General features: G+C 49.6%; 17 protein-coding genes. 10 read left to right on the top strand and 7 right to left on the bottom strand.

All coding sequences use genetic code 11. The annotated features are described in order from the left end of the window. Nucleotides 1-22: 22 nt before the first annotated feature. The gene (locus tag ACFQNG_RS08205) at nucleotides 23-1,144 is read left to right on the top strand and encodes a hypothetical protein (RefSeq protein ID WP_379864428.1); all 1,122 of its coding nucleotides are present in this window, start codon (nucleotides 23-25) and stop codon (nucleotides 1,142-1,144) included. 196 nt (nucleotides 1,145-1,340) lie between these two features. On the opposite strand, the gene ACFQNG_RS08200 is transcribed toward ACFQNG_RS08205, so the two are convergent. Beyond that, a complete protein-coding gene (locus ACFQNG_RS08200; protein ID WP_379864427.1) occupies nucleotides 1,341-1,682 on the bottom strand; it encodes a hypothetical protein in 342 nt (113 codons plus the stop codon). A gap of 335 nt (nucleotides 1,683-2,017) precedes the next feature. Here ACFQNG_RS08200 and ACFQNG_RS08195 point away from each other — a divergent pair, with 335 nt between their 5' ends. Then, complete coding sequence (locus ACFQNG_RS08195; protein ID WP_379864426.1) at nucleotides 2,018-3,073, top strand: hypothetical protein; 1,056 nt, start codon at nucleotides 2,018-2,020, stop codon at nucleotides 3,071-3,073. 59 nt (nucleotides 3,074-3,132) lie between these two features. Here ACFQNG_RS08195 and ACFQNG_RS08190 read toward each other — a convergent pair whose 3' ends face one another. Continuing rightward, the gene (locus ACFQNG_RS08190) at nucleotides 3,133-4,824 is read right to left on the bottom strand and encodes a cell wall-binding repeat-containing protein (RefSeq protein ID WP_379864425.1); all 1,692 of its coding nucleotides are present in this window, start codon (nucleotides 4,822-4,824) and stop codon (nucleotides 3,133-3,135) included. A 129-nt stretch (nucleotides 4,825-4,953) separates the two neighbouring features. On the opposite strand from ACFQNG_RS08190, the gene ACFQNG_RS08185 reads away from it, so the two are divergent. The 4 genes from ACFQNG_RS08185 to ACFQNG_RS08170 all read left to right on the top strand — a co-directional run bounded on the left by ACFQNG_RS08185 (nucleotide 4,954) and on the right by ACFQNG_RS08170 (nucleotide 10,561). Further along, nucleotides 4,954-5,832 (top strand): PIG-L family deacetylase, encoded by an 879-nt coding sequence (locus tag ACFQNG_RS08185; RefSeq protein WP_379864424.1) that lies wholly within the window; start codon nucleotides 4,954-4,956, stop codon nucleotides 5,830-5,832. Nucleotides 5,833-5,963: 131 nt separating this feature from the next. Then, a complete protein-coding gene (locus ACFQNG_RS08180) occupies nucleotides 5,964-7,730 on the top strand; it encodes an HSP90 family protein (RefSeq protein WP_379864423.1) in 1,767 nt (588 codons plus the stop codon). 13 nt (nucleotides 7,731-7,743) lie between these two features. Next, nucleotides 7,744-9,882, top strand: coding sequence for a tetratricopeptide repeat protein (locus ACFQNG_RS08175; protein WP_379864422.1), 2,139 nt, complete (start codon nucleotides 7,744-7,746; stop codon nucleotides 9,880-9,882). Between the two features lie 292 nt (nucleotides 9,883-10,174). Then, a complete protein-coding gene (locus ACFQNG_RS08170) occupies nucleotides 10,175-10,561 on the top strand; it encodes a VOC family protein (RefSeq protein WP_379864421.1) in 387 nt (128 codons plus the stop codon). Nucleotides 10,562-10,668: 107 nt separating this feature from the next. On the opposite strand, the gene ACFQNG_RS08165 is transcribed toward ACFQNG_RS08170, so the two are convergent. Then, a complete protein-coding gene (locus ACFQNG_RS08165) occupies nucleotides 10,669-11,844 on the bottom strand; it encodes an MFS transporter (protein WP_379864420.1) in 1,176 nt (391 codons plus the stop codon). Between the two features lie 229 nt (nucleotides 11,845-12,073). On the opposite strand from ACFQNG_RS08165, the gene ACFQNG_RS08160 reads away from it, so the two are divergent. Both ACFQNG_RS08160 and ACFQNG_RS08155 read left to right on the top strand, forming a co-directional pair. Then, nucleotides 12,074-12,202, top strand: coding sequence for a hypothetical protein (locus ACFQNG_RS08160; protein ID WP_379864419.1), 129 nt, complete (start codon nucleotides 12,074-12,076; stop codon nucleotides 12,200-12,202). A 51-nt stretch (nucleotides 12,203-12,253) separates the two neighbouring features. Beyond that, nucleotides 12,254-12,703 (top strand): DMT family transporter, encoded by a 450-nt coding sequence (locus tag ACFQNG_RS08155; RefSeq protein WP_379864418.1) that lies wholly within the window; start codon nucleotides 12,254-12,256, stop codon nucleotides 12,701-12,703. Nucleotides 12,704-12,797: 94 nt separating this feature from the next. Here the strand turns inward: ACFQNG_RS08155 and ACFQNG_RS08150 are convergent, their stop codons facing one another. Further along, entirely contained in the window at nucleotides 12,798-13,814 is a 1,017-nt protein-coding gene (locus tag ACFQNG_RS08150; protein WP_379864417.1) for a YncE family protein, read from the bottom strand. A 51-nt stretch (nucleotides 13,815-13,865) separates the two neighbouring features. Then, nucleotides 13,866-14,510: a YiiX/YebB-like N1pC/P60 family cysteine hydrolase gene (locus ACFQNG_RS08145; protein WP_379864416.1), complete on the bottom strand. Its 645-nt coding sequence runs from the start codon at nucleotides 14,508-14,510 to the stop codon at nucleotides 13,866-13,868. A 223-nt stretch (nucleotides 14,511-14,733) separates the two neighbouring features. On the opposite strand from ACFQNG_RS08145, the gene ACFQNG_RS08140 reads away from it, so the two are divergent. Continuing rightward, entirely contained in the window at nucleotides 14,734-16,437 is a 1,704-nt protein-coding gene (locus ACFQNG_RS08140; RefSeq protein ID WP_379864415.1) for a YndJ family protein, read from the top strand. 183 nt (nucleotides 16,438-16,620) lie between these two features. On the opposite strand, the gene ACFQNG_RS08135 is transcribed toward ACFQNG_RS08140, so the two are convergent. Next, nucleotides 16,621-17,013 carry a cyclic nucleotide-binding domain-containing protein gene (locus tag ACFQNG_RS08135; protein WP_379864414.1) on the bottom strand — a complete coding sequence of 131 codons (393 nt, stop codon included), beginning with the start codon at nucleotides 17,011-17,013 and terminating at the stop codon, nucleotides 16,621-16,623. Between the two features lie 516 nt (nucleotides 17,014-17,529). Here ACFQNG_RS08135 and ACFQNG_RS08130 point away from each other — a divergent pair. After that, complete coding sequence (locus tag ACFQNG_RS08130; RefSeq protein WP_379864413.1) at nucleotides 17,530-17,667, top strand: hypothetical protein; 138 nt, start codon at nucleotides 17,530-17,532, stop codon at nucleotides 17,665-17,667. 49 nt (nucleotides 17,668-17,716) lie between these two features. Here ACFQNG_RS08130 and ACFQNG_RS08125 read toward each other — a convergent pair whose 3' ends face one another. Then, nucleotides 17,717-19,021, bottom strand: coding sequence for a helix-turn-helix domain-containing protein (locus tag ACFQNG_RS08125; protein ID WP_379864412.1), 1,305 nt, complete (start codon nucleotides 19,019-19,021; stop codon nucleotides 17,717-17,719). Nucleotides 19,022-19,124: the final 103 nt, after the last annotated feature.

Below are 19,124 nucleotides of genomic sequence, written 5' to 3'. Positions count from 1 at the left end.
CATAAGGGGGAATAACCTCAGGATGAAAGCCAACGATGCAGAAAAGCGCTTATCTTCACCTTCAGGATTGGAACTTGGTGAATGGTGTGAACATACTCGCCTACCCAGGATGGTCCGCCTCCATCCGATTAAAAATGAGCTGTTTGTCGCTGAGGAAAGCGGCAAGTTGGTACGCTGGCGTTATACGCCAACACTCACGTTTGTGGATGGGTTGGAAACAGAAGATATCCAAGATTTGGTTTTTTCTCCAGACGGGAAGTGGATGGTGTTGTCGAATCGATCCATGAACAGGATTGACATCCGAAGCACGGAGGATTTGGGTCTCTTGAGTCAAATACAGAACGAGTTCACGAATGAATGCATGTTTAGTTTGTGTCTGGATCAAGAGGGAAATTGGCTGGTGATCGATTCATGCAAGAAACCAGGTGAATTGGACGAAGACGAGGGGTTGGCTTGGATCCATTTGGAAACGGGAGAAGCATTTGCGCGAACATGGCAGGAAATGGATTATTTCGATCCGGAAGGATTGGGTTATGGCATCGTTTACAACGTTCAACTTTCACCCGACCAAAAACGGTTGGCAGTGAATGAATGGAAAGAAGGTAGCGCGGTGATTCACATCTTTCCAAGCTTGCTCAAGGGCAATCAACGCACCGGATCATTGGAAGAAAGGAAATTGAGCCAGTTTGCTTGGTATGATATCAACGCTTATGTATCCGACTTGGGTTTCCACCCCGATTCCACCCGCCTGGTCTGTTTTAAGACAACAGACACCAATCTATGGAAGAGATATGATCATCGGGGATATGATGCAGGTTGGGTGGGGGATCTGGTGGCCATTTCCGCAACGCGGCGGGAAGAAATGTGGCGGGTTCCGATAGATGCCCGCTTGACCGATTGGGAACGGGGAATCCCGGAGGGACAGTATGCCAAGGGATACGCCGGCAAAGTGTTGGTGGGGAAACGGGAAGTGGTCTGTACGGCACCAGGGGGACAGCTCCTTTTCTTCGACATGAAAACGGGTGAATTTAAACGCAAATTGAAAGTGAACGGAAACTACATTTACGCCATCGGTTGGCACCGGGACGGCGACAAGATCCGGGTGGCGACGGATCGGGAGTTGCAGGTGATCGAGTGGAAGTAATGTTCGATTCGACGCAAGGTTGTGATACCGTTTCATAGATTTATTATAATGTATTGCGTGGCAGTTTGTTTCAATGTATCTGCCTGCATATTTCTTTTCATCAACCAAACGCAATGATCGAATGTGGGAATTTCCGCTAACTGAACATCAAAAAACCCCGGGATGGACCCAGGGCAAATGAGTGGAGACAAAGGGATTAATCCTCATATTCCTCTTGATCGTAGTAGGGCCAGTCTTCATTTTCCACAAAGATATCGCCCGTTACGATGTCGATGCGAAGGTCCCACGCATATGGGACGCGCAGCCGTTGATGGACGCGACCCCAGAATTCCATCGTTTTCAGCTCATGTTCTTTGAAGAGGGCCAAGCACTCTTGGATGGCATCGCGATCCAGTTGCAGCTGGGTGTCCGTTAAGCGAAGGATGGCCACGTGTTCGGCGTGCAGTTCGCGGAATTGGTTCACCTCATCCACTGTGGCTTTGGCGATGACGGTTCCATCTCTCGGTTGGCCGTCATAAATGTTTTTTCCGACGATCATATTGGGTTTCTCCTTTTGTGTTTCATTGATAACATTATTTTATAGAATGTCCGGGTTGAAGCATAGCCTTTTGCGTGTCTGGCCTAAAGCATCTGAATTCCCAGTAAGGTGGGCGTTGTGGGATGGGCCATGTTTCATCCCCTTCGTTGATGGATACAAGAGGGACAGGCATGTGCATGTCAATATGCCATGTCGTTTCCCGGCATTCCTTTTTCCTTGTCCAATAAGATCATGATGATACGATCAAGTGGGATGGCGGAAGGACTTCTGGAATAAAGCGGTTGATGCCACAAGTTTGTTTATACATAAATAGAAGAGGAGATTCATAGACACCCATGACAGAGTTGCTCCATGAATTACAACAGGTTGAAGCGGAATTGATGGCTGGGGTTTTCGATGATCGGGAGAGGGGATGGATCACAGAGCTGCGCCCGAAGTGTTATGAATGGGTAGATCATGCGAATCCGGATGTGCAACGAACGGCGGCGTCGATTCTGTATTGGTTGGGAATCGATGCGGAATATGGGAGTCACTTGCTGGAAACGCGGCAGAAAGTGTTTCAGCTTCTGCATGCGCATCCCCTGTTTCAGAGTTCGGTTGCGGACACGCTGTTACAGGGATGGGATGAGCTCGACTGGGCCCGCATGAACCACGCCTATGGGAAGGCGGTGGATGTCCCGATTCATTTGAAAGCGATGTGTTCCGGGGATGTGCGGCTGCGCAAGCGGGGCTTGGCCGGGATCATCAATAATGTGTATCACCAGGGGGGATACTGTCAAGCCGTTCCCTATACGATTCGCTTCCTCGTTCGTTTGCTGGCAAGGGAGTATCCTTACGCTGACATGCAACAGGAAATCATAGACGTGCTGCTGTCTTGTTTTGCGGATGATGAGATCCTTGTTTACGGGCAGACGCGTCAAGCGTTGCGGGAAGGGATGGTCCTGTACCTCCCCTATCTGGAGCATGAGGAGCTTGAAGTTCAGGATCAAGTGATCGAATTGCTTGGAAAAGTGGGGGAAGGCCATCCGCTCGCCCAGCGGGTATTGATGGACAAAATTGAACGGGCGCCATGGGGATATCAGCGATCCCTCGCGCTTTACGCTTTTGGGTACTTGCGGGAATGGTCACCGGAACATGCGCAACGGGTGGTTGACTGGATGAGGACGCATCCATCCCGTGAATGGCGAAGGGATGCGGCGGTGGCGCTAATTTTTTTTCATAAGGGGAAAGGTCCGGTCGAGGCTTGGGAGAACATTCTGGATTATTTTCTCCATCATCAACCAGAGGAATCGCAAGCATATCAAACCTTCATGAAATGGTGGACGGAATACCTTTACGAGGATCTTCCCACCGACCCGGAAGGAATCATTTACAAGATCGCCAGTTTGTAGCCGTGGAATGCAGAAGAAAAAGCTGTTTACCCCTTTGTCGGGCTAAACAGCTTTTGCGTTTACTGGACGTATTGCTCCAATTGGTTGGCCACACTCGCCGAGATGGAGCCTTCATCCCCAAGTATGTAGATGACTTGGATTTTACTCCGGTTCGCATCCAAATACGACTGGAGGCTTGTGGTCAAGCTGGTCGTTGGGGTGAGGAACAATGGCGATAACACTGGTGCCGAGAAAGCGGCGAGCGGGCCGCCGGACAGGGCGTCAGGGTAATCGGTTCCTTTGGCGAAGACCAAGTGGCCTAAGTCCATGCCGTACAATTTGGCCAGGTTCAAGTTCACTTGATAACGGTCAGCGCCCACTACTCGCTTCACAGTGCCGCCGAGGGCCGTTAAGCGATCGGCAACGGCTTTGGAGACACTGCCTTCGTCACCCACAATCACGAAGTTTCTCACTTTTGTGTGGTTTTTGATGAACGTTTCGATTTCGACCGGCACTTTGCTGTCGGTCACAAGCAAAGTGGGTACCAATGCGTCACTCGCCAGGCTGGAAGAGGATAAGGCATCCGGGAAGATCAGCCCGTTGGCGATGATCGCCGTATCACTCGTGGCCGCACCCAGTTCAGCCGTCAGGTGATTCGCCGCATTGGCCGCGACAGCAAAGCGGTTGGCGCCGCTCATGCGTTTGATATTGGTGACACCCAACCCTTTTAATTGCGTTTCCACACTGGTACCGATGGTATCCGTTCCACCCATGATCACGGCGGTGGTTGGTTGGCGCCGTTTGATTTCCTCTACGATCGGCGCTGGCAGTGCGGATTGCGAGGACAAGAGAATCGGTCCTTGATACAAACCGGCCAGGGAACCGCCGGACAAGGCATCGGCAAATTTGCCCGCGCCCCCGCTGGCGATGATCACCGTATCGGATAGTGGCATTTCTTTCGCCACGTTGGCGGAAACGTCAAACCGATCATGGCCGCCAAGGCGTTTGATCGTTGGCACAACCAAGTCCAAGGTGTAGTATGTGGCGTTGCCGGAAGCCGCAACCGCGGACAGATCCACATAGTTGTTGCCCGGGTGGAGTGGCAGGGTGAAGTTGAAATCCCCGGTAAAGCTCTTATAAAAGTCGTCGTTGCTGAAAATTTCCGCTTGCGCGTTGGTGTTCCCGCTAAATATGATGCTGCTTGTATTTTGTGGCAAGCGGCTGACAGGGAAGGACGGGCTGGTAAAGGCGATCGTTGGCAAGGTGGTATCGGGTTGGCTTGCAAACGTTACGCCGCTGATCACATAGTCGTAACTGAGGGCGGAAGCGCTGTCCGCCATGACGACAAAAGAGTATTCTCCAGCCGGCAGGGTATCCCCGCTTTGATAGAGTTGGATGGAACCGGATGAATCGACGCCAGCCAACATGTAATCAATTTTCGCATGGGTGTGATTGGCTGTGATACGCACAGTGCCTGGGCTAGACACACGGAACACATACTCGTCTTGCTTTGTGTTGCTGGCTGTTCCCTTGTAGTTCACAGGGGTGGTCACGGTTTGGGCGGTGATGCCGCGCGTGCTTAACTTGGGTTCGGATTGCCATTTGGAGTGCTCTTTCACCCCCATGATGCGATGCAGGGTTTTCAATTTGTCCGCTTCAGACAGTTGCGTTTGGGTCGTGCCCACTGTTGCTGTCGCATGGGCTGTGGCGGGCAGGACGGACAACTGCAATGCCGCCACCACGGAGAGCGAAATCGTGAACAGTTTGTGCAAATAGAACACCTCCACTTATAAGAATCTCAATTAAGTGATATTATTTTACTATAAAAGTTAATTAATAGATTAGTATGAAAAGGTCGGTTATTTGATGGTTTTGTGAAGAAAAGGCAAAGAGGTGTTGAAATGAAGCGTTTGTTTTCGATTGCGCTGATTATGGCGGTGTTATTGCTTGTCCCCTCACACACCCAGTTGTCCGCCGCGACCACGGTAGTGGATCCATCGAGCAATGTGGCCGTATACATCGTGCCCCATGCCGATGATGAGGTGTTGAGCTTCGGGGTGCCGATCCTCAATGATATCCGCGCGGGCAAAAAGGTCTATCTCGTTTTAATCTCTCCCGGTGAAGACTCCATTGCGCGCGAAGTGGTGAATGGAGTGGCCGACAATGAGACGATCAGTCCAAACTATCCGCCAGGGAAGGCTGTCTACTGCAAATGGCATAAGGTCTACCATAAGCCGGAGGCGGAAGGATATCTGCATGGACATCTGACTAAAGCCGAATTCGGTCAAGCGCGCATACAAGAATTCTTTAAGGCCGGAGCGGAATTGGGCATTCCGCGTACCCAACTGAAAACCAGCATTGTCCCTAACGGATCATTTACATATGATTCAGTGAAATCGGTTGTGGCGATGTATGACCGTCTCTTCCCTAACGCTCAGTTCAAATCGTTCTCTTCGACGGATGAGCATATTGAACATGCCTTGCTTGGAAAGATTTTGAATGATTTTTACAAGCAAGGGAGACTGAGCCGCAAGCCCATGCACTATGTTTCCATTCAAACCGACCGCTTTGGAACGGGAACGGCGACGGATAAAGAAGTGCCGGGATACAAGCTGTACTTAACGGACAGCACCAACAAAACGAAGCTGACCAACGCCGTCAACCGTGTGTATAAAGCATGGAACCCCAAAGCCGGCGCGTATGGACTGGGTCAACATAGTGTACCCGCTCAATTTGACAGCTTGTTGGCGAATCCATACACCAAAGTGTCCAATTATTGAGGAAAAGCGAACTCATCGTGGCATGAGTTCGCTTTTTTCTTGACTGGTCAGTTTTCCTCCTACTCACCAGTTTTTTTTCTATATAAAATGTAGAAGAGCAATGATCTATCAATTTAGTCGGGTGAGAAAACATGAGCGATTATCACTTTAAAGTCAATTTAAAAGGCATGATTGATCTCCTGTCCAATCATTTGTACAGCACACCGCATGTGTTTATCCGTGAATTGTTGCAAAATGCGGTGGATGCGATCACGGCACGCAAACAGTGTGAGCCAACCCATGATGGAAAAGTGGGCTTGGAAGTCTTTGCGGCGGAAGGGTCGTCGCCCACCTTGTATTTGGAGGACAATGGTATCGGTTTGACGGAGGAAGAGGTCCATCAGTTTTTGGCGCAAATCGGGCAAACTTCAAAACGGTCAGAACAAGAGGCGGATTTTATCGGGCGGTTTGGGGTGGGGCTCCTGTCCTGTTTTATCGTGAGTGAAGAAATCGTGGTGATCACTCGTTCCATCAAGAGTGAAGAAACGATTGAGTGGCGGGGGCGGCCGGACGGCAGTTACCGGATTCGCAAGTTGGCGCAACCGATGTCACCGGGAACCCGCATTTACATCCAAAGCAAAGAGGGGTTTGAGCGGTATTTCGAACCGGAACAGGTGAAAGAATTTGCGCGGTATTACGGGGAATTTCTTCCCTATCCGATTTTCTTTTACGGCGAGAAGGCGATTCGGCTCAATGCCGACCAAGCTCCTTGGGACATGAATCCGATTGATGCGTTGGTCTATGGGAAAGAGAAGTGGAATGTGGACTTTATTGATGCGATTCCCCTTCACTCGCCATTGGGAGATGCGAAGGGAATCGCCTATATCTTGCCGCATTCGGTCAATATCAATGCCAAGCGGAAACATCGCGTTTACGTCAAGCAGATGTTGTTGTCGGAAAAAGTGGAGAAGATTTTGCCGGACTGGTCTTTCTTCGTGACATGTGTGCTCAATGTGAATCATTTAAAGCCAACAGTCTCCCGCGAAGAATTTTATGATGATGCGTTGTTGGAGTTGGTGAAAAAAGAACTTGGCGATGGGATCAAACGCTATCTCCGGCAATTGGCGAAGCGGAAATCTCCTTTGCTTGGGGAAATCATTCGTGTGCACTATTCTTCCTTAAAGCTGCTGGCGCTGGAAGATGATGAATTGTATGCGTTGTTTATCGATTGGCTGCCCTTTGAGACCTCATTGGGCACGCTGACGATGGGAGAGATTCGCCGCCGGTCGTCCGCGATTAGCTATACGCCGAGTGTGGATGAGTTCCGGCAGATCAGCAAGGTGGCCAAAGCGCAATCGCGTTGTGTGATCAATGGGGGCTATATGTACGACCTCGACTTGATTGAGAAATTGGGTCGCGTATTTCCGGGTACCCTCGTTGAACGGATCGATTCCGCTTCGTTCACTCAAGGGTTTGCCGACTTGTCCTTGGAAGAGCGTGAGTTGGCATATTCCTTTGTTCGCTTGGCCAATGCGGTCCTGCAACCGTTCGGTTGCACAGCGGAAATCAAAAAGTTTCATCCCCATGATTTGCCGGCCCTGTATACGACGAGTGAAGAAGGGTTGTTTTTGCGCATGGCCGAGCAAACCAAAGAAGAGGCCAATCCCCTCTTTGCTTCCATCATTGAGCAAGTGACGACGAATCGGGTAAGCCATGAGCCTGCCCAATTATGCTTTAACTTTGAAAATGCCATCATTCAAAAAGTGATCCGGGTGGAAGATGCGGAGCTTTGCCGGTTGATTGTGGAAACGCTGTATGTGCAGGCGCTGTTGATGGGGCATTACCCATTGAAGCCGCAAGAGATGATGTTATTGAATAGCGGACTGATCCGTTTTATTGAACGCGGCTTGGACGCATAAGGGGGAACAGGCAATGAAGGAACAGTTTGATGCCTTGATGGAACAGGCCGAAGCCCTGCCTTATGGTGAGGCCAAGATTGCTCTGTTGGAAGAGGCGGTGCGGTTGGCGGATACGTACCACCATACGGAGCGGGGCTTTTTCGCGCGCATGGAACTGACGGAGGCAACGGTGCATGTCGGCAGGGTGGATAAGGCATTCACGACATTCGGCTGGTGTTTGGCACAATACGATAAAGAACCTGAGGCTTATAACAGCCATGCCATCATGTGGCAGTATAAATGGATAGTGGACAAATTGGACAAGTTTCCGACGATCAGCCTAGCGCAAATCGAAGCGATGCTGGAAGACTTGAAGAGAAGGTATGCGGAACTCGGGTACACCGAGCGGTTTTACCATCAGACCAAATATGTCATGGCCAGCAGAAAGGGAGATTGGGAGGAAGCGGAACGGGAATATGAGCGCTGGATGAAGGTGCCCCGTGATTCGATTTCTGACTGTGTGGCATGTGAATTGGATTTACAACTGGAGTATTTGTTGGCGCGGAACCACTTTGCCGAAGCTTATGAACGGGTGCGCCCGATCTTGAATGGACAACTCAGTTGCCAGTCGGTTCCCCATACCACGTATGCGAACTTTTTGCTTCCGTTGTTGCATGAAGGGCGATTGGAGGAAGCGGCCCATTTTCATGAGCGCGGTTACCGCCTGATTCATGACCAGCCGGGGTATCTCTCTACGCAAGCGAAGCATCTCAAATACCTGACGGTGGTGGACCAAGCGCGGGCGATATCTTGTTTGGAGAAGACTTTGCCGGAAGCCTTGGCGACCCATGAACCCCATTCCCAGTTTGAATATTTGCTGGCCGCCGCCGTTTTTTTTGCATTCTTGGATGAGCAGGAGAAACAAGTGATCCACATACCGGAACATGTGACTGAAGCTTGGCTCAAAGAGCGGTTGGAGGCGTTGGCGCAGCAATTTGATGAGCGGAACGGAACGTCCCGTTACCGTGATCGCATCAGGGAAGAAATGCGGGAAGTGACGATGCTCACCGGGCGCGTGCGCGCATGGCGGATGGAACAAGCGGCCAAACGGGAAGAAAGCGACGCGGAGGCGCAAGCGGAGTGGGCTGAATTGTTGCGGGAGGTCGAAGCAGAAGATCCGGAAGCAATGTTTCAGCTTGCCTTGACTTTGCTGGAAGGGGAAGAGGAAGAAGAACGCGAAGGAATCAACTGGTTGCGCCGGGCGGCTGCGGCCGGACAGATGGACGCGCTCTTCGTATTGGCGGAGCAATTGCTTGAACGGCAAGCGGTTGATGAAGGGGCGGCGTTATTGAGACAAGCCGCGCAGGCGGGGCATCCCCATGCGATGAGCCAATTGGGGTATCGGTTGCTGTTTGGTTTGGGATTTCCCCGTCTGCCGGAAGAAGGGAGAAGTTGGTTGCGGCAGTCAGCCGAAGCGGGTGCGGTGGGCGGCATGTTCCAGTATGGCCTGTGTTTGTTGGATGGCCTTGGTGGTCCGCCGGAGCCGGAACAGAGTGAATCCTGGCTTCGCCGTGCCGCCGAAGCGGGCCATGCCGTCGCGATGCAAGTGTTGGGCACCCACTTATTGGAGGGGGGACTCTTTCCGCGGCGGTCGGAAGAAGGGGAACATTGGTTGCGGCGTGCGGCGGAGGAAGGGTACCCGCCTGCCATGCACCAGCTGGGCAGCCGATTGATCACAGGCGACGGGATCAACGCGCAGCCGCAAGAAGGGCAGTGGTGGTTGAAGCGAGCAACGGAAGCGGAGTTTGGGCCCGCCTTGCATGAGCTGGGCTTTCGGTTGCTTGAAGGGGATGGACTGGACAAGAACAGTCTGGAGGGAGAAGTGTTGTTGCGCCGGGCGGCCATGGTGGGAGAAGAAAGCGCCATGTTGGAGTTGGCCGGGCGTTTGTTGAACGGGGACGGTGTCGCGCTCAGATGGGGCGAAGGATTTGACTGGTTACGGAAAGCCGCCACGGCCGAACTGCCGGAGGCCATGTTTTTACTCGCATGTTATCTGCTTGATTATCCCGATTTGTCCGCGCATGAGGGAGAAGCGGTGGAATGGCTCGACAAAGCGGCCCGTGCGGGACACGAGAAAGCGCAAGAGCTGTTAAGTGAATGGGGGGAAGCATAAATCGCCGGCAGCAGTTGCCAACTCAAAAGGGTTGTCCAACCTTTGGCGCGCTATGAACCTTTGAGCTGCGGCTGGTGAGCAAACCCCTGCCGCAACCAGGGAGATACAAGTTCAAAGGGGAATACTTCGGCATTGGAATCGGCACTCACCATTCAGCCGAAGCGGAGTTGGAGTTAAGACGATAAGGGATGAGAACACCGCCGGATTTTTCGATCCGGGGGTGTTTTTATTGCTAAAATCAATTAAAATAGATTGAATAGTACATGGAATCAAAATGAATGGAGGCGGGGTTGTGGCGATTCGCAAAATCGAGCATGTCGGTGTCATGGTGAAGGACATGGACGCATCTCTGGCTTTTTATCAAGAAGTAGTGGGCATGAAACTGTTGGGCCGTGTGAAGCATAACGATGAGGCCTTGGAATTGGCCTTTCTCGGGTTCCCCGGGGCAGGCGAGACCCAATTGGAACTTATTCAAGGTTACAATGACCAATTGCCGGCGGAAGGCAAAGTGCATCACATCGCGTTTACCGTGGACGATATTGAAAAGGAATGGGATCGCCTCAAGCAGTTAAATGTGGCCTTCAATGATGAGGAGATTACGACGTTGTCCATCGGCCGCTATTTTTTTGTGTATGGTCCGGATGGGGAATGGATTGAATTTTTTGAGCCGAAGAAATAAGGAGAAGCAAAGACACCATGCTAGGATCATGGTGTCTTTTCAGGATAATGCCCAATCCTGGTGGAGGCCGATTTTCGAGAGCGGAGTGGCTGGAAGCATTTGCGAATTTATTTTTGAAGGTGTTGGTAAGCTAAATATTTTCTGGCGGACACCGGCCTAGTGGAATAGATAGCGAAGCCTAAAGAAACAAAGGTGATAAATGCGCCTACCCAGGGATTGAAAAAGACTGAAGATTGTTCGATTACCACTCCCCCTATAGCGGAGCCGGTTGCGATTCCAATGTGAGATGCAGACAAATTCAACCCGATCTGAATATCCGAAGTTTCCGGTGCGGCCTTGATTAGATAGTTCTGCTGAGCGGGATTGAGCGCCCAACTCAATAGACTCCAAACGGTTAGATTAATGATAAAGACTGGGAGGAAGTGAGTCGTGACTGGCAAAAGAATGAGAGCAGGGATAAAGTAACTGATGACCGTCAAGATCGTGTTTGATGTTCCCCACTTATCAGTGGCCCAGCCACCCATTCCTCCTCCCAATACAGCGGCAATGCCGAATACGAAGAAAAGAAAACTGAGTAAGCTATTACTAAGATTCATAACTTCTTGCGAATAATGAGTCAGATAAGCATAAAGGGTGAAGTGACCAGCCAAAAACAAAATGGTCACCAAATGGGTGCTGAGTAATTTCTTGTTTTTTAGCGTAGCAAGTTGCTGGCGTAAAGGTAGCGCTGGTTCTGGTGTCACCTTCGGCAATAAAAAGAAAACAACAATGATAGAAATGACAATGAATATGGAAAGGATAAGAAAGATATACCTCCAGCCGAAGGCTCGACCAACGACCATTCCAAGTGGTACCCCTAAAACAAGTGAACCGCTGATTCCTATGTAGATTAATCCGATCGCCCTGCCACGAAACGAAGGAGCAACCAGTTTAGTTGCTATGGTAATAGGCAATACCAATAGAAGTGAATTACTCAATGCTAATAAAACTCTAGAGAAAAGCAAAATAGAGTAATCGGGACTAAATGCGGCCATCAAATTTCCAATTAAAAATACAGACAATGAGTAGAGGTAAAGCCGTTTTCGTTCAAACTTCGCAGTAAGGTTTAATAGTATAGGACTTGCGAATGCTAAAATGGCCGAATAAATGGAGATAAGTTGGCCGGCTGTACTGATCGAAACCTGTAAGTCTTTCGCGACTAAATCGAGGATTCCACCAATAATCAATTCTACTGTTCCTACTACAAAGCTAACAGCTGCTAATACATAAACACTGATTTTCATTGTGATCTCCCCTCTGATCAAATAAAGAATGTCGAGTTAGCCGCCCTTTTTCTATGCGATTTAAATGATATCTTATAATTTTTAATGGAAAACTAAAAATACGTGACAAACAAACTAAATGTAAGTGACAGAATTGGATCAGATGAGATGATTCATGTGGGTGTTATTATGTAGGTACTCGACATACTATCATCCGTTCGATGTGTTTAGAGGGGGATACGGTGTCCAGATGGAACGCGTGGTAAGTTTATTGTTCAATCGTATTGGCTTGAAGAAGACAGGTCTGCGTGGTCTTTTTTCATTTTTCAGCATGTTTGCCCCATCTCTCTTGCAGGCTCCAACATACATGAAAAAATAAATTTAATTGGTGTAATTCAAACATCGACATTTCAAGCAAGGAGGACTTTCCATGTCTCAAACATCTTGGCTTCTGATCCTCATCGCACTCATCGCAGGCATTGCTTTGCCTGTCCAATTTTCAATTAACGCCCAATTGAGGTATACAATCGGTTCCCCGCTGGCCGCTTCGGCCATTTCTTTTTTGGTAGGAACGATTGCTTTGTCGTTTCTAACAGTTTTTTCGAACCAACCGATTCTCTTGAAAAACGCGTTGGCCGGTCCGGCATGGATATGGATCGGTGGCCTGCTCGGGGCTTTCTATGTGTTTGCCACTATCATTCTTATCCCACACCTCGGAGCAGGTACCACAGTCGCTTTGGTGTTGACAGGACAAGTGATCGCTTCCTTGATCATTGATCACTTTGGATTGCTTCATGTTCCCGTTCATACGATAGGTGTAGAACGGTTACTCGGCGCATTGCTTATTATCATAGGTGTGTTTTTGGTCCAGAAGTTTTAGTTAAACCAGCAACCTGTACCAGAAGGGCACAGGAGCACTCGAAAATCGACTCCGGGACCACGTTTTAGAAAACTCAAAAGACACCATGCTTGGATCATGGTGTCTTTTGTTCGCCGGTTTCGCTCTGCAAAACGGCCAAGTCCTGCACAAGCAATTCCCGTTCTTTGGGCAGCGTCCAAGTCCCTTTGAATCGGAACGTTTTTTTATCATAGACAGAGATGATTCCGCCAGCGTGATCGCTTTGGTCCAGGGGTGTTAACACATAGAGGTGTTCGCTGTCCGCATCCGCACGGAAAACGGGATGCTTCAATGTCGCCGTGGAGCGGGGTTGCCAAGTGTCGGCGTCGATGACGCTGAGCTTGGTTTGGTTCTGGTAGGTGAGATAAAAGGAGTCGCCTTGCGGAAGAATAAACTCCGGCCGCCCATAGGGGACGTCAATGTAGCGGATGCTCCAATCCTTAAGGGACACCACGGCGATCTGTCGGTGTGCGTCCACCGAAGTCAAGACGCAATGGCCATGGATGATCTCCATATCATTGGCCAAGTCGATTTGCAGGGGAAGCGTTTGGATGAGGGAAGCTCGGTTTCTGTCCAATACGTACAACACGGGCTTCTTTTGATGGATGATCGTGGCAAACACGTAAACATGATGTTCATCAAAGGTGGCCACACGCAGAAAACCGGGGAGTTTCACCCGATGAGTCTGGTTGGCCTGTTTCATTTCCAACGTACCTGCGTTGAGTTCGGTGTTGTAGGTGGCGATTCGAATGCCTTGGGCCTCTTTGACAAATAACGGATAGAGCAAACTTGCCTGTTTGCGCGATTGCCCTTTTCGGTCGAGGTAAATCAAGTGATTGCCGTATTGGACAGGGAGAATCAACTCTCCTCGGGGATTCTGTTCAAGATGGAAGATGCCCCCTTCTTGCAGCGGCACCGAGCGGTTGACCTCACCAAGACGATTGAGGAAAACAAGACGGCTGGCTGATTGCGCGGCGCTTGTATAGATGACCGCGAGTTTGCTCGGTTCCGTTGTGTTTGTTGGGGGAGCGGAAGCACATGAGCATAACCCCATGAGACAGAGAACTAGAAAGAGGGATATGAACCAACGCATGGTGTTCTCCTTTTCCTAAATGAGTGAAACAAACTCTGCAAAAACAACGGTTTAACCTTGGGAGTAAAACTCATATGTGAGCGGGCTCTCGATCAGGTCGACGGGCCAGACGGCCAATCCATCATTCAGATCGTAGCCGCGGTTGTAATAAGCGCGCCAAACGAGTTGGGAACAATAGAAACTGCTTGTGGTTGTGACATTGAAGAAGTTGTAATTGTAGGGTTTGCCGATTTGTTGGCGGTTGTATGAAGCCGCATAGCTGTAATCGGCGCCGGTCGCCCCTTGAACGCGCAAGCCTTTGACTTTGGTGTAGCGTGTCGACCAATCGTTGACCCAATGGCGCACCCCGTTTAGATCGCCCTTGTTGCCGAAAGATTCCACAGTGTAACCGGCCACATCCGACACTACCGCGGCGTGTCCACCCGCCCATGCGGAGGAACCGGAGCTGGTTCCATCCAGCGTGACCAAGATTTCCCCCGGCGCCCCAATTGCGCCAGTAACGGAAGCGTCGCTACGGGTTCCAGCTCCGTTGTCCCAGTTGGCAATCGCTTGTTTTGTTTTTTCTTTGGCTTGTTGAATGTCTTGCTGTTGGAGCGGGGTGTAGGAAATCGGGGGGGAAGCGGCGTGTCCGACAGGAGCGGCGCAGAACAGGACACCAAAGAGACAGAGGGCGCTTAACCAGGTTGCTTTTTTCATGGATGTTCACCTCTGAACAGGAGAATTAGGGTTCATCTTCATTATACGTTAAAATATAAGAAATATTTAATCTATTTGTAAATTTAAATTATTTAACTATTAAACGATATGTCTCGGCTGATATGGCGTGCGTTTTTATTTCTTTTCTGCTTTTTCTTATTTATGCATAGTATAATAATATGTGAGATGTTTCCATTACTCTGATAAGGGAATGAGTGAAATCGTGAACACAAAATGGCTGAGACAAATGGCGTTACCTTTTTTTGCGGCACTATTTGTGATATGTTTCACAAAAGATCTGGTAGAGCAATTATTGCTCTGGGCGATCGGTGTGACCGTTCCATTGACGTTGCGTCTGACTGAGACGCGTCGGCGGACAGGGGAGGTTTTTCGTGCATATCGGTGGGCTTGGCGTTGGTATCCCTGGTGCATGCTGATGGGAGCGGTTTCGTTTCTCTTTCCCAAGGGAAGTGTCGCAGGCTTCCTCTCCTTGCCATGGCTTTGCTTCACGATGCTTGTCGCCTTGTACGGATTTGCGCGGTTAACCGGGCGAAACAGATGGGCCTTGGAAGAGATTGCGATCGACAGTGGCTTATTGTACTTGGCCTTGGGTGGGGGATGGTTGACGGCGAGCCGATTTGGCGTGCCCGTCCTTCATTTTAGTGAAGAAATTATCGCGCTGACGGGGATTCATTTTCATTATTCCGCTTTTGTGGTGCCGATCTTTGTCGGCCTGTTGGGCAGATGGGTGGATTGGCGTTCCCGTTTTCCCCGTGGATACCGGTTGATGGCGGTGGGAGTGATCACAGGCCCCATGATCGTGGCGATGGGCATCACTTTTTCAACCGTGTTGGAGTTTGTGGCGGTTGTCTGGTTTGTCTTGGCTTTGCTGATATATACGGTACTCGTCCTTCCTGTGGCTTGGAAACAGGAGGCGCGGTGGGAAATTCGCACCTTGTTCCTGCTTTCCTCCCTGACGATTTGGGGCACGATGGCGTTATCTGTTCTCTATAGCTTGGGCCGGATGATTCATGTTTCCTTCCTTACGATTGACGAAATGGTTCTCTTCCATGGGGTCGGAAATGCGTTTGGATTTGTGACGGCAGGCGCATGGGCATGGTTGAACATCCTTCCTCCGGCTCGTGTGTCCCCCTATGGCATTCCGCATAGCCGACTGACAGGGAGATGGCGGATTGGAGCCGACATGTTGACGCGATCGGGTTGGAGCGATGAGACTCGTCGGGTAACCGGGCTCGTTGATGATTTTTCCGCTTTTGCGCGGCCTGATTTCCGGCCTGAAGCGGTCCATCCGGCGATTCGGTCTTTTTATGAAGATACTCTCGCTTACCGGTTGGAGGCGGAGGTGGAGTGGCAAAAGGGATTTCGGCGTTTTTCCTTTTGGTATGCCCGGTTGACGAAGCGGATTGAACAATGCAATCTTCCCAGGCACGGTGAGGCGGTTACCGAAATGAAAAGCCAACTGGTTGCCGTCAAAGAGTCATGTGATGGGAGAAGGGGGGGCCGTGCCTGGGTGCGTACCCATGCCGACACAGGCCAAGCCGTGTTCGTAGCGGCTTATGCCACCCATACCTTCGCGGGAGAAACGTATATGAATATCGGGCTGCCTTGTCCTTGGGGCAATTTGACTGGCGTGCTCAGGATGGAACATGGCGACAGTCCAGCGGGAAAAGGAGATGGGTTGGTCTTGACGAGTCTCCAGGGAAAGGAATCCGGCGATCAGGGGATCTACTATTATTCTCGACTCGGCCTCTTCTCCTTGCCCCTTCATGAGCGCTTTCACGTTTGGGCTGATGAAGCCGGGAGGTTGCATGCGGTACATGACATGTGGATATGGAAATGGAAGTTTCTCCATATCCGTTACCGGTTGAGTCGCATGGAGGAAGCGGAAATTTCGCTAGCGGAGTAAAAAAAATAGACAAAGCGTCAAGATGGGCGCTTTGTCTTATTTATGTTAGAGATGGGGGTAGTTTCACTTCACTGACTTCCGGTTGGGACAACATGAGTGAATTGGCGAAATCATCTGTCAACAAAATGTGGCGTTTTCCTTGCTTTTCAACATAATCAATCTTGCGCTCGCGCCTCAATTGGCTTAAGCGGGTATTGTGGCGCGAGTGGATCGGATGGCGGCAGCTAGCTCTTCATGTGTGATGGGAAAGGGAAGGGCAAGCTGATGCTTGGATGCCTTGGACTGGAAATTCCTTGACAGATAGACGAGAAAGTGGACGAGCCGATCTTCCACATATTTATAGTGCTTGATCATTTGCAACGCCTGAACGCGGGTCCAATCCTTCCGCAACTTCACCATGACAGGAACAGCGATCGGAGAGTGGAGAATTTCTTGACAATCGCAGATCGCGACCTGGACGGGGTTGTGGGGGCGAAACTCACAGATCCGATCTGGGATATTGGGCAGCTCCACGATCTCTCCTTTCTGCAAGATGTCCAACAAGACATGATTGCCATCCTCTCTGATTTCCCACAAGGTGCCGTGCCCTCTTTGGATCAGGTATACCTTGTCAGATTCCACATAGATGGGCTGATTCTACAACTCGTGCTGGGGGCATTGACTCATGTAATGTAGTACGGTTTTCTCCACGCCTATGCCTCCGCAAAATAAAAAGCTGAGAGGAGATTGCATTTTTATTATAAAAAGGGGTCAAAGTTTACTGCAATGAGTTAAATAACGCGTTATTCTTCAGATATTTTATCGAATTTAACGCAGGTGATTTGACGCAAAATCAGGAGAAAAGGATCCAAAAGCGGTTCAAGTGAGGGATCAAAGGCCCGGAAGGTTAAATGGAGTAGTTAAAAATCGAGAAAAACAGAGGATGAACTTCAGTCATTTAACTATTTTGGTTAACTGGATTTTCTGTGGTGAAACTGTTTTAATTTTTATATGAAATGAAATGTTTCACGATGTGCGTGCCCTTTCGACATGCCACAGTGTGGTCATGGGGTCTCACACAACCGATAAAGTAGTTGACAAGGAGGGATTTCAATGAAACAGTGGCAGTGGTTAGCGGTTCGTTGGAAAGAGAAGACCGGCACAGAAGATGCCAAGAAACCACAAGACCCCCCCGATGTGGTGACCGAAGGGGATCAGCCACCTCCCGGCGGCATGCCAGTTGAAGATTGATCCGGGATAGCGGCAAATGGACAGGATGGAAGCTGACCCGTGGGCAGGATCAGCTTTCTCTGTCTGCTAACGTAGTTGGGGCATGCAAATTTCCTTCAAATTTGAGAGCCATGTCATAATAATCCGCAGCTTTTTTATAGGCATTTTTCTCGTAATAATGTCGGCCCAAATCATGGGCCATTTTTTTTGCCAGGTTCAGTTGGTTCCGTTCAACGGCCAATTCAATCAGTTTCTGCGTTTCTTTTTCGTATAATTGGTCCTTGAAATGAGATTTATATAACATCGCTTTAAACATGCAAAACTCAATATAGTGGTACCATTGTTGATGGGTTTCCGCGATGCGCAAGCCTTCCTTTAGGTATTGGTCCACTTTGGCCAAGTCTTTTCGCTCCATATAGATCAGCACCAATTCGCGGTACGTGTGCACCTTGGGTTGATCGGCCCCGATCTTGTTCCGCAGGTGAAGGCATGTCTCATAATGCTGTATGGCCGTTTCTATTTCTCCCTTCAATTGATAAGCGCGGCCGTAATTGTATTCGATCATGCCAAGAAAATTGACGTTTTCGGTCCTCAATACGATCTCCAACGCCTGATCCAAACACTTGATCGCCTGATTGTATTTGTGGTTTAAATTGTATTGCGTCGCTTGGGTGATGAGCACTTTGGCCAGGTCAACCTCATTGCCCAACTTTTTATGTAATTCATAGCATTTTTGCGAATAGTGCAGGCAAATCGTCTTGTCTTGGGATAAATGTTGTTTGACGAGGCTCAGATTGTAATTGAGAATGGCCAAGTCCTTGTCACCCACCCAACGGGATAGGCGTTCGGCCCGTTCGTAGTAATCCGTTGCTTTGATGTAATCTTGTGTGGCGAAAAAAATATTGCCGCAGTTGAGATAGTAGTAAAAAAATTCGACGGCCAGATCGGGTGGAGCTTCATCGGGAATCGATTGCTGCGATAACTGGAAAATGTGCTGCGCCTCTTTGATTTTGTTGTCGGCCAGATAATGCCGGATCAAAATCGTGTATATGTTGATCAAAGTGTCCAAAAGATGAGATTCAAACAGGGCAAGCTTCAGTAGATATTCATCTGTTTCATTAAGGATGCGGGTCTTTTTGTATTGGTTGATGATGTTGGTGATCCGTTGTTTCTTTTTGTTGGACTGATCATCGCTTATGTCCTCGGGAGCAATACCGAGCTTCTGGCATACAGCGCGGATAAATTGGGCGGATGGCTTGGATTTGCCATTTTCAACCCGGCTGAGATAAGCGATGGAACAGATGCCTTCGACCAATTCACTCTGCTTCATATTCTTCATCATACGAATTTGTCGTATTTTTTCTCCGATATGCATGGCCACCTCAAGTCCTACTCTATTGTTTTTTTCTTTATTCTCAATATACCAAAACATTGTAGCAATTGAAATTTATTTGTGTAAAGGATGGTTTTCCCCTTCT

The organism is Laceyella putida, assembly GCF_042665195.1.
Taxonomy (GTDB): domain Bacteria; phylum Bacillota; class Bacilli; order Thermoactinomycetales; family Thermoactinomycetaceae; genus Laceyella; species Laceyella putida.
This window is presented reverse-complemented; position numbering and strand designations above follow the sequence as displayed.

Excerpts from the sequence above, each read along its gene's own strand:
- ACFQNG_RS08205 (WP_379864428.1), top strand. The coding sequence starts at position 23 with ATGAAAGCCAACGATGCAGAAAAGCGCTTATCTTCACCTTCAGGATTG.
- ACFQNG_RS08200 (WP_379864427.1), bottom strand. The coding sequence starts at position 1,682 with ATGATCGTCGGAAAAAACATTTATGACGGCCAACCGAGAGATGGAACC.
- ACFQNG_RS08195 (WP_379864426.1), top strand. The coding sequence starts at position 2,018 with ATGACAGAGTTGCTCCATGAATTACAACAGGTTGAAGCGGAATTGATG.
- ACFQNG_RS08185 (WP_379864424.1), top strand. The coding sequence starts at position 4,954 with ATGAAGCGTTTGTTTTCGATTGCGCTGATTATGGCGGTGTTATTGCTT.
- ACFQNG_RS08180 (WP_379864423.1), top strand. The coding sequence starts at position 5,964 with ATGAGCGATTATCACTTTAAAGTCAATTTAAAAGGCATGATTGATCTC.
- ACFQNG_RS08175 (WP_379864422.1), top strand. The coding sequence starts at position 7,744 with ATGAAGGAACAGTTTGATGCCTTGATGGAACAGGCCGAAGCCCTGCCT.
- ACFQNG_RS08165 (WP_379864420.1), bottom strand. The coding sequence starts at position 11,844 with ATGAAAATCAGTGTTTATGTATTAGCAGCTGTTAGCTTTGTAGTAGGA.
- ACFQNG_RS08160 (WP_379864419.1), top strand. The coding sequence starts at position 12,074 with ATGGAACGCGTGGTAAGTTTATTGTTCAATCGTATTGGCTTGAAGAAG.
- ACFQNG_RS08155 (WP_379864418.1), top strand. The coding sequence starts at position 12,254 with ATGTCTCAAACATCTTGGCTTCTGATCCTCATCGCACTCATCGCAGGC.
- ACFQNG_RS08150 (WP_379864417.1), bottom strand. The coding sequence starts at position 13,814 with ATGCGTTGGTTCATATCCCTCTTTCTAGTTCTCTGTCTCATGGGGTTA.
- ACFQNG_RS08145 (WP_379864416.1), bottom strand. The coding sequence starts at position 14,510 with ATGAAAAAAGCAACCTGGTTAAGCGCCCTCTGTCTCTTTGGTGTCCTG.
- ACFQNG_RS08130 (WP_379864413.1), top strand. The coding sequence starts at position 17,530 with ATGAAACAGTGGCAGTGGTTAGCGGTTCGTTGGAAAGAGAAGACCGGC.
- ACFQNG_RS08125 (WP_379864412.1), bottom strand. The coding sequence starts at position 19,021 with ATGCATATCGGAGAAAAAATACGACAAATTCGTATGATGAAGAATATG.